At 44.1% G+C, this 14,079-nt stretch carries 11 protein-coding genes and 2 pseudogenes; 5 read left to right on the top strand and 8 right to left on the bottom strand.

All coding sequences use genetic code 11. The features are described from left to right. Positions 1–1,134: DEAD/DEAH box helicase (locus RG963_RS14845; RefSeq protein ID WP_310577064.1), on the top strand; the 1,134-nt coding region annotated here is incomplete at its 5' end. Positions 1,135–1,839: 705 nt separating this feature from the next. Then, a complete protein-coding gene (locus RG963_RS14840) occupies positions 1,840–3,138 on the top strand; it encodes an ATP-binding protein (protein ID WP_310577063.1) in 1,299 nt (432 codons plus the stop codon). A gap of 165 nt (positions 3,139–3,303) precedes the next feature. Here RG963_RS14840 and RG963_RS14835 read toward each other — a convergent pair. The 5 genes and pseudogenes from RG963_RS14835 to RG963_RS14815 all read right to left on the bottom strand — a co-directional run bounded on the left by RG963_RS14835 (position 3,304) and on the right by RG963_RS14815 (position 9,764). Beyond that, positions 3,304–4,836 (bottom strand): annotated as a pseudogene (locus RG963_RS14835) (APC family permease). Positions 4,837–4,865: 29 nt separating this feature from the next. After that, positions 4,866–6,269, bottom strand: a pseudogene (gene mtbB / locus RG963_RS14830) ([dimethylamine--corrinoid protein] Co-methyltransferase). A 122-nt stretch (positions 6,270–6,391) separates the two neighbouring features. Continuing rightward, complete coding sequence (mtbC, locus tag RG963_RS14825; protein WP_310577062.1) at positions 6,392–7,036, bottom strand: dimethylamine corrinoid protein MtbC; 645 nt, start codon at positions 7,034–7,036, stop codon at positions 6,392–6,394. 336 nt (positions 7,037–7,372) lie between these two features. Beyond that, positions 7,373–8,596 (bottom strand): nucleotidyl transferase family protein, encoded by a 1,224-nt coding sequence (locus RG963_RS14820; RefSeq protein ID WP_310577061.1) that lies wholly within the window; start codon positions 8,594–8,596, stop codon positions 7,373–7,375. Positions 8,597–9,203: 607 nt separating this feature from the next. Next, a complete protein-coding gene (locus tag RG963_RS14815; RefSeq protein ID WP_310577060.1) occupies positions 9,204–9,764 on the bottom strand; it encodes a superoxide dismutase family protein in 561 nt (186 codons plus the stop codon). A gap of 680 nt (positions 9,765–10,444) precedes the next feature. Between RG963_RS14815 and RG963_RS14810 the strand changes: the two genes are divergently transcribed. Together RG963_RS14810 and RG963_RS14805 are read left to right on the top strand one after the other, a co-directional pair. Beyond that, positions 10,445–11,287 carry a fumarate hydratase gene (locus RG963_RS14810; protein WP_310577059.1) on the top strand — a complete coding sequence of 281 codons (843 nt, stop codon included), beginning with the start codon at positions 10,445–10,447 and terminating at the stop codon, positions 11,285–11,287. Next, complete coding sequence (locus RG963_RS14805) at positions 11,287–11,862, top strand: FumA C-terminus/TtdB family hydratase beta subunit (protein WP_310577058.1); 576 nt, start codon at positions 11,287–11,289, stop codon at positions 11,860–11,862. Before RG963_RS14810 ends, RG963_RS14805 begins: the two co-directional genes overlap by 1 nt. Before the next feature lie 165 nt (positions 11,863–12,027). Here the strand turns inward: RG963_RS14805 and RG963_RS14800 are convergent, their stop codons facing one another. Then, complete coding sequence (locus RG963_RS14800) at positions 12,028–12,303, bottom strand: ArsR family transcriptional regulator (protein ID WP_310577057.1); 276 nt, start codon at positions 12,301–12,303, stop codon at positions 12,028–12,030. A 254-nt stretch (positions 12,304–12,557) separates the two neighbouring features. Continuing rightward, positions 12,558–12,758: a hypothetical protein gene (locus RG963_RS14795; protein ID WP_310577056.1), complete on the bottom strand. Its 201-nt coding sequence runs from the start codon at positions 12,756–12,758 to the stop codon at positions 12,558–12,560. Between the two features lie 11 nt (positions 12,759–12,769). On the opposite strand from RG963_RS14795, the gene RG963_RS14790 reads away from it, so the two are divergent. Further along, positions 12,770–12,961: a hypothetical protein gene (locus tag RG963_RS14790; RefSeq protein WP_310577055.1), complete on the top strand. Its 192-nt coding sequence runs from the start codon at positions 12,770–12,772 to the stop codon at positions 12,959–12,961. An 11-nt stretch (positions 12,962–12,972) separates the two neighbouring features. On the opposite strand, the gene RG963_RS14785 is transcribed toward RG963_RS14790, so the two are convergent. Then, positions 12,973–14,079: MFS transporter (locus RG963_RS14785; protein ID WP_310577054.1), on the bottom strand; the 1,107-nt coding region annotated here is incomplete at its 5' end.

Below are 14,079 nucleotides of genomic sequence, written 5' to 3'. Positions count from 1 at the left end.
ACCGAATGTAGGATAGACCCTAAAAGTAAGGTGTTGCAGGCTGTGATTTTATGTCCTACAAGAGAGCTGGCTATTCAGGTGGCAGGAGAACTCAAAAAGATTTCAAAATATAAAACGGGTATTGAGATCTTACCCATTTACGGTGGGCAACCTATAGATCGCCAGATTAAAGCGTTAAAGAAAGGCGTACAGATTATTACAGGCACACCTAGGCGCTTTATGGATCATCTGGACCGCCGCACTTTGAAAATGGAGGGCGTGAAAATAATCATACTGGATGAAGCGGATGAAATGCTGGATATGGGATTTAGAGAAAACATAGAGACTATTATGAAGAAGATTCCGCAGCAAAGACAGACTATTTTCTTCTCTGCAACGATGCCTAAAGCAATCCTGGATTTGACGAAGAGATATCAAAACAACCCTCAATTCATAAAACTGGTACATAAAGAAGTAACCGTCCCAAATGTCGAGCAGTTTTATTTTGAGGTCAAGCAGCAAGCAAAAACCGAGGCTCTTGCTCGTTTAATCGACTATTATGATTTGAAACTCTCGCTGGTGTTTTGCAATACAAAAAAACGTGTGGACGAGCTGGTCGAGGATCTCAAGATAAGAGGATACCTGGCTGATGGCCTGCATGGAGACATGCAGCAGAAGCAAAGAGACATTGTGATGTCCAAGTTCCGGAGAAAAGATATCGAGGTCCTGGTAGCAACTGACGTGGCAGCCAGGGGAATTGATGTAGGGGATCTGGAAGCTGTTTTTAATTACGACATACCTACGGATGATGAGTATTACGTGCATAGAATCGGAAGAACGGCCAGGGCAGGAAAAGCAGGGCGTGCGTTCAGCTTTGTGATAGGCAAAGAAGTATATCGAATAAGGCAGATCCAGCAGTTCACAAAGACTAAAATTATAGCTCAAAAAATACCTTCGATTAGTGACGTTGAAGAAATCAGAACAAACATAATTTTAGAGAATGTAATAGATGTTGTTGATGCAGGGCATCTGGGAGAATATAGTAATTTAGTTGAAAAACTTACTCAGGAGGAATATACCTCTTTAGATATAGCGGCTGCTTTATTAAAGATAATTATTGATAAAGAGGGCAAAGAAGCTTCAGGAAAAAGTTAATTTTTCCAGGTTGAGGGAGTAGACTTCTCCTTCCTGTTCTTTTCTCTAACAAGCCTCATAGCTGTTTTTGCAGTATAGGAGTAAACTTTGCTCCTTTTTTCCGATACACAAAACTCTCCTACCAATGCTGAAAGCATCCAGACAGAGCTTATGAAGGATATAAAAGGAGCACTGTCTTAATTCGGGACAGATGACAGATTCCCATTATTTTTCGCCTTTTCCAATCCACAATATACCTGTCCCAAATTGCCCTGATTAGAATGAAATTTTGATAATGCGCCCGGAAGAATAATCAATCCTTATTTATACCCAAATCTTCAGGATCCATTACGAAATAACCTGGGCAACATAGAATCATTTTGGAATTAAATAAATGAGCTCGATGATGAAAATCATGGAGTACAGTATAAAAACGGCCGAAGTTATTTCTCAGAGGGTCTTACTTATGTCCAGAGTTCATATTAACTCCTTTATTTATAGGTTTCTGTGGATTTATTTCAGCCAAATTTCCTTGGCACTTGATTTATGCAGAAGCTTATAACAAACTCCTTTCCACCATCGAAAAATATAAACTTATAATCTTCTAAAACTTTTTTCTGTCTTTGTTAATTATTCTGCTTTATGCTCCATAGTTATAATCGCTTAAGAGGAATTATTCGTGCCAGAATAACTATATAGTTTCACTTCACAAATTGTTCTGATCATATGCAAAAACTGGAACTTCTCCCCCTGATACTCAGTAACCAAAGTTTTTTTCAAAATTCCTCAGATTTAACCCCACGTAACATTTCCTTCTCCCACTTTTTGGAAGGCAGTGAAATTAAGTTTATCTGTGGCCCCCGCCATACAGGAAAAACTTCTCTCCTGAGGCAGGTTGCCAGTAATCTCCAGGGGTTAAAAATGTATATTGATTTTGAAGACAGCCGGATACAGGATCTTGGGTCCGAAAGTTTTCAGATCATTGAGGAAATTGCAGCCGAAATTTGTAGAAAAGAATCTGAAAGAAACGAAGCAGGGCAAGTTTACTATTTTCTTGATGAGATCCATAGTATCCGGGGCTGGGAGAGCTGGGTTGACAGACTTCACAGGCAAGGGGCAGGAATTTTTATAACCTCATCTAAATCAAACTTGAGGCATGAATTTTCATCCGGGTTTGCAGGCAGAAGTCAAATTTTAAATCTTTTCCCATTCTCTTTCAAAGAATACCTGCTTATGAAAGGTGCCAGAATACCAGAGCCGAACTTTATTCCCCCTTCCCTGAGCGATGAAATATTATGCATGTTTCTGCAGTATTTTGAAAACGGCGGCTTTCCGGATGTAATCAAAAACGGTGACATCAGGCTTTTTAATAAATATTTTGAAGAAAGCCTGCAAAAAGGAGTTGAAGCCGGTTATGATATTCGGAATAGCGGAGGGCTAAAAGAGCTTGCCATATTCCTGATTTCGAACATGGCTTCGGAATATTCTTTCGATACTTTGAAAAGAATTAGCGGGATCGAGGATGAAGAGATTCTAAGTAGCTATCTGGACTATCTGGAAGACATTTTTTTGCTGTATAGAGTCCCGAAACTCGATAATCTCCAGGAAAACGGAAGGGGTAAAGAGATTTCCTGTAAAGTTTACGCAGGAGATACGGGTTTCTTTAAAGCGGTATATCCCAATTACCCGGACAGCCTTGGGCTGAGGTTTGAGAACCTCGTATTTTTGGAGTTGCTCAGGCGTGAAAAACAGGTATTCTATTTCCGGAACAGAAAAGAATGTGATTTCCTTATTAAGGAAAAAGAAAGCCAGAAAATCTCCACTGCAATTCAGGTATCAGTTTACTTTGGAAGCCCGGCAGCCAGGGAAAGGGAAATTCTCGGGCTTATGGAAGCTCTGGATGAATACGGGCTTGAAGAGGGGCTTATTCTAACTATGGATGACGAAGAAGTCCTGAGGATTGAAGGCAAAGATGGGAAGAAAACGATTACAGTTAAATCGGTGTGGAAGTGGATGCTGGAATAACTTAAAAATGTGATAAAAGAAAAACCGGAGCAGGAATGCTCCTGGCCGATTTGAGACTGATGTTGGATTGATTTTCGGGACTGAATAATTCCGGAAACTTGTGGAATATTCCGGGAACTATTCCGGGAACTATTTCGGGCATTATCATGCTGAAATTTCAATTTTTCATGCTGAAACTTCAGCTAAAACCGCTTCTTTTTCTGCAATTTTTCTTTCTTTTGCTTCTGTTGCTTTTTTTGCCTCTCTCTGAGAATAGAACCAGAGCGGGATGTAAAGACAGAGTGCAAAAAAGCCAACTCCGGTCGTAGCCCAGCCAAGTTCAAGGCTGTTAAGGTAAATGATACCCGCCAGGAAGAAAGGAATATTCAAAATTGCAGTTACCATTGCTATATTTTTCCAGCCGCGTGGAGCTTTGAAAGGTCTTTCCAATTTTGAGAATTCAGGGTCTTTTCTCACCTTAACATAGGTATAAAGGCTGATTCCGTTTGCACAGATGTATCCGATTGCGGAAGCTGCAAGAATTGCAGTCGGGGTCCCTAGAAGGATCAGGCACATGTTGAACATGGCATCTGCAATCATTGCGTTCATCGGATGCCCGTGAGAGTTAAGTTTGCTCAAGAATGCAGGCAGGTTGCCTTCAACTGACATCGAATATATCGACCTTGCAGATGAAAGAAAGGCAGTCTGGATAATCAGGAGCATTGCCCCGACAAGCATAATGATTGCAATTGAAGCCCCAAGCGTGCCCAGCGTAAGATTGGCAATTGGGAGCATAGGGGATATAGGTTCGGAAAGCACACCTTCAACCCCAAGGGTACCGATTACAGACGTCTGGACAAGTACATAGAGTACAAGGCAGATTCCTCCGCAAACCAGCAGGGCTTTTGGAGTATCGGTATTGGGGTTTTTATATTCGGGCCCGTAAATTGCTGCAGTCTCCCACGCACATGCACTCCATTCCGCCATTGCGAAAATCCCTAAGAGGATTAAGATATGTTTCAGATCCCAAACCCAGTCCTCAGGGAACTAGGAGCCTGTAATATTGGCCAGGTGGAAATCCCCCGTGAGGAAAGGTGCAATGGTAATAACTATGAGTGGGATAAGCGACATCACAGCCAGAATATATCCGGCTCTTGCTCCGTTCTTTAGTCCTTTTGAGTTTATAACTGCAAGAGACCCGAAAATCACGGCTCCGACAAGCAAGGAAAGCAGGGTATCGGGAAAAGCAGCAAAAGAGGGGACAAGGCCTTTGATATAACTTCCGATAAGGATCGCATAGATTGCAAGCACAGGGCTCCAGCCGAACCAGTAACTCCAAGCACTAAAACCGCCGATGAATTTTCCAAATTTAAACTTTCCTTTATTGTATTTATTGGAGTTCGAGCCAAAGACCGTTTGGGTATAGCCTGGCAGACCCGAAGCCTTTGGAAAAACAGTTGAAAGCTCTCCGAATGCAATATTCTGGAAAAAGCCAAGGAAGATGGTCAGGCCCCATACAATTATTGAAAAAGCCCAAACATAGCCTGTGAAGTAACCTATTGAGGGTAGGATCAGTAAAGGAACACCCAGGGCAATTGCCAGCCCCTGTTTCCAGTCAATGCTCCTTTCAAGTCCTTTTAAGTCGCAGCTTCCCCTGCTGCACTCTTCTGCATATTGCCAATCGATTTGAGAATCAGAAACAGGGTTATTTTTTTCCATAAAATCACCTTTTTATCCAGACTCTTTTTTCAGGCAAACTGCTCTCTGAAGAGTTCGCAGGAATTGATCCTGACACCGAGCAGCTTCTCAATATTCATTTTCGCAGCAATACCCTTGGCAGCCCCGGGGACTGAAGTGATAACCCCTATATCGAGTTCCTCACGCAATTCGCGCATGACATGTTCGTCTGACAGGTCCATGTTGTCCACTCCGAATTTCTTTGCCACGTATTCTTTTGCGTCTTTTATCCTCATATTCTTTGAGAATTCCATCCGCGCTACAAGGTCACCTGCAGCCCTTATTCCTGTCATTCCGGAAGCCATTATGTGGGAAATCGGCATACCCAGAGGGTCGCCGACCCCGATCTATATGCCATCTACGCCTGCAATTTCAACCATTGCTTTGCTTGCCCTGGTAACGGCATCAATCGGAGGGGTCTCAAGCATAGGGATTCCGCCAACCCCCATGCCCATGTTTACATGGCAGGGAATTGGAGAAGCTTCAACTGCCGCCTTGATGAAAGTCACAGCTCTTGCAAGGTTCCAGGCTGAAGTCTTGCTGGTATTGGTGTTGCACACAGGCCCAAAGACGTTTGCTCCAGCTTTTGCAACCAGAAGGGCCTGTTCATGCGGCCATAGACCCGCAAGCCGTACTTCATCGTACTCCAGTTCTCCGTGCATTCCGAGCACCATCTCTCCTGCCATGCCCACTTCAATGTACATGTCCGGAAACTGAGTCCTGAGAATTTCCACAGACCTGAGAGTTCCATACATATCGGCATCTCCGGCTGCAGCAGTTGTGTCAAAGTTAACCCCGTCAGCTCCTGAGGCAAGGAGTTTCTGCATAACCCATACCATATCCCTTGTAAGGTGTTCTGCCGCATGTTCCATGGATCCCCTTGCCTTATCGATCTTGAACAGTTTCATAAGATCCCCTGGATTTTCGAAAGGCCCGTCAGGGGTGTAATAAAGTCCCATATTTGGCATTGCGCCGTAGAAAAGAGGAATTATCATGTTCTGCTGGCAGACTTCCATTGCCTGACACTCGTTTGAAACCACAGGTTTTACGGGTTTGAAACTGTAGTCGATATGCCCGAGCTCCATAGTATCGGCACCAAAAGCTCTCTCATGCGTCATGCAGCCCACTAAACGGCTGGAAGGAATCCCTACTCCACTGTTGCCCTGATCTCCGTCAAGCCGGATTGTGCCAATGTCATGCGTTACAGGCACTTCCATGCCCTGCTCGACACTGACAGACTTTCCGGGCATCATAAGAATTTCTGCAAGCTTGTCGATCTCATCAGCACTAAGATCAGGGATCTCGCCAAGGTCGGCAGCATTTGCAGAGCCGTCTTCGATTTCACTGAGGATTTTTTCTTTCGTGAGGTAGATTCTTTTGCCATCGCCCATCCTCAGAACGTATTCAGTTGTCATTTTTTAGCCTCTCTATATAATTCACTGATTGTTGGGGTTGATCCATCGGGTGATTGTTAGATTCATCAAGTGATTATTGGGTTCAGAATAGCTATTTAGGGTTTTAGACCGATTATGGGGGTTCAGAGCAGCAGTTCCTTTGCCTTTGCAACAGCTTCACTTGCGTTTTCGGCATAGCAGTCTGCGCCTATTTTCTCGGCCCAGGCCTGAGTTGCAGGAGCGCCTCCTACCATGACCTTTATTTTGCTCCTCATGCCCTCTTCCTTGAGCAGGTCAATGACTTCTCTCTGCCCCTGAAGAGTTGTGGTCATAAGAGCAGAAATTCCAATCATGCCGGCATTGACTTCTTTTGCCTTCTCTATAAAATTCCGGACAGGGACATCCCTGCCAAGGTCGTAAACTTCAAAACCTGCAGACTGGAGCATGGTTGAAACGATTGACTTGCCAATATCATGGACGTCGCCTTCAACAGTGCCATTTACAATAACGCCAAGCTTCTTTTCCTGGCTGCCTTCAGGCATGCTTTCCTCAAGCAGTTTCACGCCTGCACTCATTGCATCTGCAGCCATCATAACATGAGGCAGGAAGAGTTTCCCTCTTTCAAACAAAACCCCTACCTGGTTCATGCCAGCAGATAGCCCTTTCTCTATGATCTCTTCCGGCGGAAGCTCTGCTTTCGCTTTTTCTACCGCCTCGAGCACTTTATCCTTTTTACAGGAGATTACCGCATTGGCAACCTCGTTAAGTAACGCTTCAGTATCTGCCATTTTTTTCTGTCCTTCTCTGTATCTCAAGATAACTGCGAATTGCCCGTCGTCTTATCGGAAGACGGTAAGTCGTTTCCTATTAATAATATTTATATTTTTCTAAATATTTATAATAAAGTTTTAAAAATATAAATATGTTGTCAAAAAAATTACTCGCTAAATTCAAAAACCAAGAAATTTGATTTTTAAAAGATAAAAAGAGTAGGGATTCTGAGAAGGTTTCAGGCAGGGTCTGTTTCTTTTATTTAACCAGTCTTACAAAAATCAACCTTTGCCATAAAAACACATAATATTCACAAAATGAAATTTTAGACTACTAAATGGATAACCGCACTCTCAAGATAACGTTTCCTGTTTATTCTCATATGTCTTTCTTATTTCTGTCGAAGAAGTCCCATCATCTTCATATTCATCTACAGGGATAACCTCACAAAACTCAAGGACATCAGGCTTTATGTAAAGTTCACAGGATTTCCTGTGAAACACCATGAAGCGCACATTCTTTTCCTTAAAATGCTTTAAAATGGCGGGTGTGTCTGCTGTGCTACTATAATATTTTGCGTCAAAAATCCTGTTGATGGTATCGGCACCAACGATGAAAGTGCTGTTCGGGAAAAGGGCAGCTTTCTGCAGGAAAAGCGGCGCACTGGTCAGACAAACCCCGCCCATGAAAGCTTCATCTTTGTATTCCTTTAACGAGTCAAGCCTCTGGCTCAGCGAGATGAAATCTATGGGCGGCTTGTCGACGTTTGTCAAAGAAATTTCAAAGTAGACAGGCTCGTCAAGTTTCTTCGATGCCTGCTTTGCCATAAACATATGATTCCTGTGGCAGGGGTCAAAAGAGCCAGGGAACACAAGCCTGATCTTTCCGGATTCTCTGGGAGCTTTGGGCTCATTTAAACCGATTCTTACCACACCATGGGTTTCATAAGGACTGTCCTGGCTGCATCTCTGCTGGCTCAGAAGATTCCCGACAGGCTCCGAAACTGATTTATATTTTTCAATAACTTCTTCCTTTTTCCTTCCATCATCCATATTCCCGAAATCGATTTCAGGAACGCCGCAGTGGCGGGCCAGTACATTGAAAATAAGGAGTGCAGCAACCTTCTCTTCTTCTTCCCTTGTCCTGTCCGCAGTAAGTTCAAGCGTGCTCACTCCGGTTTGACAGGCTGTCTGTAGGGAGACATGAATCTCGTGTCCTCTGCCTTCCCGCTCGTTTGCAGCCTTAAGCTTGCAGGTCGCTCCAATCCCGATAACTTCGTGGTCTGCTGGCCCATTGCCTTTCGATAAAGACAGAGCTCGCTGATAAGCTACCATCGCCATCAGTCTCGCAGTTTTCTCCGAGCAGTACTTCTCTGGTTTTCTTCCGAGGAAGCGGTCCATTGCGTTTGTACTGTAAGGAACAACAGCATCCAGCACAGTTGCAGAGCCGCTGCCATGGCGGAGCAGTTCCCCAATAATTTCTGCCCCTCCTCCGGTTATTGCAAAAACGACCTTGCAGGGCGATTTGTGGACCATGTGAATGCGCTCAATAAGGACACTGTTTTCATTTGCAGCCAATTGTCGAACCTCAATCAGGTGGATACACTTAATGAGATTATAAATATTCTTATTCACGGCCATCCTTTTCCAGCTCACCGACCAGTTACAAAGGCTCTCAATTTTTTGGCCTACAGTTTCTACTACATTTCAAGCAGAAAGAAGATAGATTGTGCGGGAAGCTGCTGCACAATATCGTGATTTTCTTTTATTTTTAGGAACGGTTACGATTACATTTTGAAGTTGGTATTCTGGATTTGAGCTTTACCAATCATACTATTTCTTGACCCCGGAAACCGTTTTTCAGTCAGATTGTGCAAAGTGCCTCCCCCAGCTTGCCTGGCTGCATCTCTCCAAAAAAGAAAAAATAGATCTGAAAAAGGTAATTTTCAAACAAAATTAAGACAATGAATTCCGCCTTTGGGGCAAGAATTCAAAAAGTATCGGCTGAAACCTGAAGCAGAATGGGTCAGGTATAAGCAGATAGAATTCAAGCAAAGCCTTTTGATGAGGTATTTTCCAGTAAAATGCGAATCCTTTTAGCTTTTTTTCATTTTACTGGAAATTATCAATTTTTGTGTGTCTATGATGTTGTTTTTGTGGAATTTTTGCCATACTAAAGAAAAAATTATTTTTTCTCGATGACCCCACAGACAATCCGCTCGCCACTGTTGCCGGCAGGATTTGTGATCTGGTCGTCAGGGCCAGAATGGATTAACAGTGAAGTGCCGTTGGCTGTAAATAGCGTGGTCGGTCCGGGTGACAGTGTCACAAGGTTAGTGATGACGTCCATATCTCCCGTGCCGTCATAGCCCACTACAAGGTTGGGCAGATCACCGGCATGCGGTCCCTTGAGATTTACGAAACCATGTTCTTTACCCAGAGGGTTGTAATGCCCGCCGGCAGAAGTGAATGACGGCCCGGTGCAATTTGCACTCTCGTGGATATGTATGCCGTGTAGGCCAGGTGTCAGGCCGCTAACGAGAACCTGTATGCGAACCAGGCCAAAGTCGTCCTCGTTAAAGGTAGCAAACCCCACAGTATTGTTCTGTGTATCCTTTAAAATAGCTACGGCGCTATCTGTAGTGTTGTCTGTGGTGTTGTCTGTTGTGTTTTCCTGGGCAGAGCCCGCAGTTGCAAACATCAGCACTGCCGAAATGATCATCAGTAATACCAGTCCAGTTTTCATCAGCTTATTCCCCCTAAAAAATGACAACTTTGATGTAAAAGAAGTTTGCCTGTTTTCATTATGGCTGAGACGGATACTGATCTCCCATCCTGTAACAGGCCGTATAGAACATTCCGTCTCCTTCCTGACACCGGCGTAATACCTGTATTCGTGATAATATGTTTTTGCATGCTGGAAGTCAGTTATTCAAAGAATGTCGCGTAAACGTACGTTTGGACAAATAAACGTCGGTGTAGTATAAAATAGTTATTATATAACTACAATTATATTACATGGTTTCAAATTAACTCTTAAAATCCTTATCTATAGCAAACTAACTAATTACACTTCTAAAAACCAATTAATACACTTCTAAAAACCAATTAATATGGAAACTATAGTCAGGTGATATATTTTAACCCCGGAAATCGTTTTTCAGTCAGATTGTAATGTATACCTCCGCCAGCTTGCCTGGCGGCGCCTCCCCAAAAAAGCAAAAATGCAAAATCCCAGCCCTTATCTAATTTCTTCGATGCCAGAAAGTTAAACAGGTTCAGAATATCAGGGTGCTCTATATTTAAACATTAAAAACAAAAAAGCGTTCCAGAATTTTGGCTGGTAAAGCACTTGCTGTATATATCCTGCATTCATGCCTGCCCTTTATAATATAGAATTCATTTCTCTCATAGAATGGTGGTCCTTTGTCTTCGAAAATAAGTCGTGAAACTTTTATCCGGTCTATTGCAGACCTTTTAAGGAAAGCGGAAATCGAGCTTCCGGATGATGTTGTGGATTTGCTCAGAAAAGCCGAGGCTGGAGAGGAGAGCCATGTTGCAAAATCCCAGCTCCAGGCAATCCTGAAAAATATCGAAATTGCAAAAAAGTATGGGGTACCAATGTGCCAGGATACGGGCATCATGATCTTTTTTGCCGAACTCGGGACAGAGTTTCAGCCCGGTTTTGACCTGGAGGCTGCTATAAAAGAAGCAGTGATTCTTGCAACAGCTGAAATTCCTCTCCGCCCAAATGCCGTAGACCCCCTGACTCGTAAAAACAGCGGAAATAATACAGGAACAGGAATTCCGGATATCCATTGGAAACTCGTTCAGGGAAATCAGTTAAAAATCATCGCTGCCCCGAAAGGTGCAGGTTCGGAAAATATGAGTTCTCTGCGTATGCTTAATCCTACAGAAACCGGAAGTATCAAAAAATTCGTGCTCGAGACAATAGTAAATGCCGGCGGAATGCCCTGTCCCCCCCTCACAATAGGAGTGGGAATCGGGGGTTCTTTTGATGCGGCAGCCAGGCTTGCGAAGGAAGCCCTGCTTGAGCCTTTTGATATTCCTATGGAGGGATTGGAAAGAGAAATCCTTGAGGCTGTAAATGCGCTCGGGATCGGCTGCATGGGACTTGGAGGCAGCACAACCGCCCTTACAGTGCACGTGAAAAAGGCTTACTGCCACACGGCTTCCCTTCCGGTTGCAGTAAATATCCAGTGCTGGGCGAACAGGCATGCTTCGGTTGTGTTCAGGGGGGAAGAATAATGGAATATCACCTGCAAACCCCGCTGAAGCTTGAGGATATCGAGAAACTTAACGCCCGAGACATAGTCTATATCTCCGGGGAGGTACTGACAGCCAGGGATGAAGCCCATGCCAGAATTCTCGAGTTTGAGGAAAAAGGAGAAGAACTTCCTTTCTTCCTTGAAGGAGGAGTGATCTACCACTGCGGTCCCCTTATGCAGCGGACTGAAAACGGCTGGAAAGTGATTTCAGCAGGCCCCACAACCAGCGGCCGGATGTCAAAAATGACGCCTTCTCTCCTGAAAGCCCATGAAGTTAGGGCAATTATCGGAAAAGGGGGAATGAAAGGCGTAGTAGATGCATTGAAAAACAGATGCGTTTACCTGGCTTACACAGGTGGATGTGCAGCCCTTGCTGCAGAGTTGATTACGGAAGTAAAAGCCGTCCACTGGCTTGACCTTGGAATGCCTGAAGCAGTCTGGGTGCTCAGGGTAGAAGAGTTCGGGCCGCTTATTGTAGGGATTGACGCAAAAGGGAAAGATATTTTTGCAGAGGTAAGGGAGAAAGCTGAAAAAGTGCTTGAAAAGCAGGGATAAAGCCAGCACTTCTTTGTTAGCTGGTATTTTTGCTAGCCAGCTTTTTTTGCTGACCGACACCTTTCTGCTGTTTCTCTAGCCCGCTTTCACTGTTAATTCTTAATTTGGAAAGTACTGGTTTTTCAAAGTTATCAGTTTCAGGAGTAGGCTGTATCTTTTCGTTTTCTAATCGTAATTGTTCTCAAGATACCTGAAAGCTTTTACAAGAGATTCCATTTTTCGGACAATAATTTTCCCTAGAAGGGAAAGGTCATATACTCTATCCTCCTGAACCACAAGCCCGTTTTCTTTTAACTTCTTAAGCTGGGGCAAGATTGCAACGGAATTCGTATCAAGTTCATCATTGATTTCTTCGATGGTCTGAGGCTTCTTTTTGAGAAGGAGAAGCAGGTCTGTCCTCTTTTCGGAAGACAGGAGAATTGTGATCAAGGAAGATCTCATCACCTCTACTGTAAAAAGTATAGATATATAATTTTTCATCCTTAATATTATAATTCCATGACAAATTAGCCCAAGAGCTTTGATTGGCAGAAAGGTCCTGTTTTTTAAACAGAATTGTCACGAAAATGGATAAACAGGTTTTTACCCTCAATAAAATGAATGAAGAAAGAAAAGGCATTTTCATCCTTAGATATAGTCAGAAATAATTCTTCCAGCCCAAAAAATTTTCAAATTTTTTTAAGCTGTAGGCTGTTTTACTTCTCGGTTTGCGGAGGAACCAGAATCTCAGGCGGCAGGAAAATTGAAGCGATTATGCCAAATACCGCAAAAATCACCAGTCCCCACAGGGAAGCTTTTATCCCCTGAATGCGAGCAATTTCATTGATCCTCAAGATTTCCTGTGAAAGGTCAGGAGGGGCATCTTTCAGGATAGCTATCAGTTGTTCATTGCTCAAAAAGCGGGCATATGAGGGTAGTGGCTCCTACTACCAGGCCCACAATGACGATTGAACCCATCAGGGCAGTCCCGATAGCCATGCCCAAGGTTCTGGGAAGTGCTCATAAGGGCAGCTGTCTCGCTCGTCCTTTCAGGAACTACCTGGGAGAGGATGAGATTCATTATCTGGGATGCTATAACTCCTGCACCCATACCTATTAAGGCAAAACCTGTTAGCAGGGCAAACCCCTGACCTCCACATTAATGGTTGCAATAGCTAGTAAAAGCCCTGGAATAAGTACGAGTAGCCCAACCTGGATGATACGCTTTGGGGCTATACGGGCAGATAATCGAGATGCTATAAGTGAAGCAATTAAAAGTGGTATGGAGAGGAGGAGGTAGAGAAAGCCTGTCTGCATCGCGTTGAGGCCCAGGGCGATCTGGAGGAAAAGAGCCATGCTGAACAGGAAACCTCCGATAAGAATGTTCTGAATCATCTGGACAAAAATGCCTGAAGCAACCCCGCGATCCCTGAGCACATCGAGCCTTACGAGTGGCATCTTCCCCAGAGTAATGATGTGACGTTCCCAAAGTGCAAAGCACAGCAGGATAATGCCTCCTGCTAAAATAAACACCGGGGTAGGGGAAAGGCCGAACTGGGAAATTTCAATCCCTCCTATTGAGAAGGGATGACGTGCCTTCCACCAGCCGTAGGTCCCTGCCAGTAATATCCCAAAAACAATAAGCCCCATCCCCAGCGCAGAGATTATCGAGCCGACTATATCCAGCTTGGGTTTTTCTTCAGTCTCAAGGGGCGCATCCAGAATGTACCGGCTTAATAAGAGGACAATGAGCACGATCACCACCTCCCCGCCAAAGGCAAGTCGCCAGGTGTATGAAGTTGTCAGCCAGCCTCCTATAATGGGCCCTAAAGCAATTGCGCTTGCAACGATTCCCCCTATTATGCCGTAAGCAATGGCACGGTCCTTCCCGCTGTAGTTTGAGGTCACGAGAGTCTGGATAGCAGGCATGACAAGGGTTGCCCCAAGCCCTTCAAGGATCGACCAGCCCACGAACAGCACAGCCATGTTCGGACTGATTGCAGTCAGGAAAGAACCAGTACCATAGATAATCAGTCCTATTCTGAATGCCTTTTTTCTGCCAATAATATCTCCGATCTTTCCTCCGGTGATCATCAATGATGCCATTACGAGGGCATAGAGGGTAATGGCAGCCTGGACAGTAGTAACATCCGTATCGAAATCATCTATAAGGGTCGAAATCGAGACGTTCATAATAGTCGTATCAATAACAAGCACAAACATCGCAAGTACTAGTGT

It is taken from the genome of Methanosarcina baikalica, from assembly GCF_031461075.1.
Classification (GTDB): Archaea; Halobacteriota; Methanosarcinia; order Methanosarcinales; family Methanosarcinaceae; genus Methanosarcina; species Methanosarcina baikalica.
Note: the sequence above shows the minus strand (reverse complement) of the source record. Positions and strands in the feature narration are given on the sequence as shown.

Coding starts and splice junctions, on each gene's coding strand:
- RG963_RS14805 (WP_310577058.1), top strand. CDS start 11,287: ATGGAATATCACCTGCAAACCCCGCTGAAGCTTGAGGATATCGAGAAA.
- RG963_RS14815 (WP_310577060.1), bottom strand. CDS start 9,764: ATGAAAACTGGACTGGTATTACTGATGATCATTTCGGCAGTGCTGATG.
- RG963_RS14790 (WP_310577055.1), top strand. CDS start 12,770: ATGAGGGTAGTGGCTCCTACTACCAGGCCCACAATGACGATTGAACCC.
- RG963_RS14800 (WP_310577057.1), bottom strand. CDS start 12,303: ATGAGATCTTCCTTGATCACAATTCTCCTGTCTTCCGAAAAGAGGACA.
- RG963_RS14840 (WP_310577063.1), top strand. CDS start 1,840: ATGCAAAAACTGGAACTTCTCCCCCTGATACTCAGTAACCAAAGTTTT.
- mtbC (WP_310577062.1), bottom strand. CDS start 7,036: ATGGCAGATACTGAAGCGTTACTTAACGAGGTTGCCAATGCGGTAATC.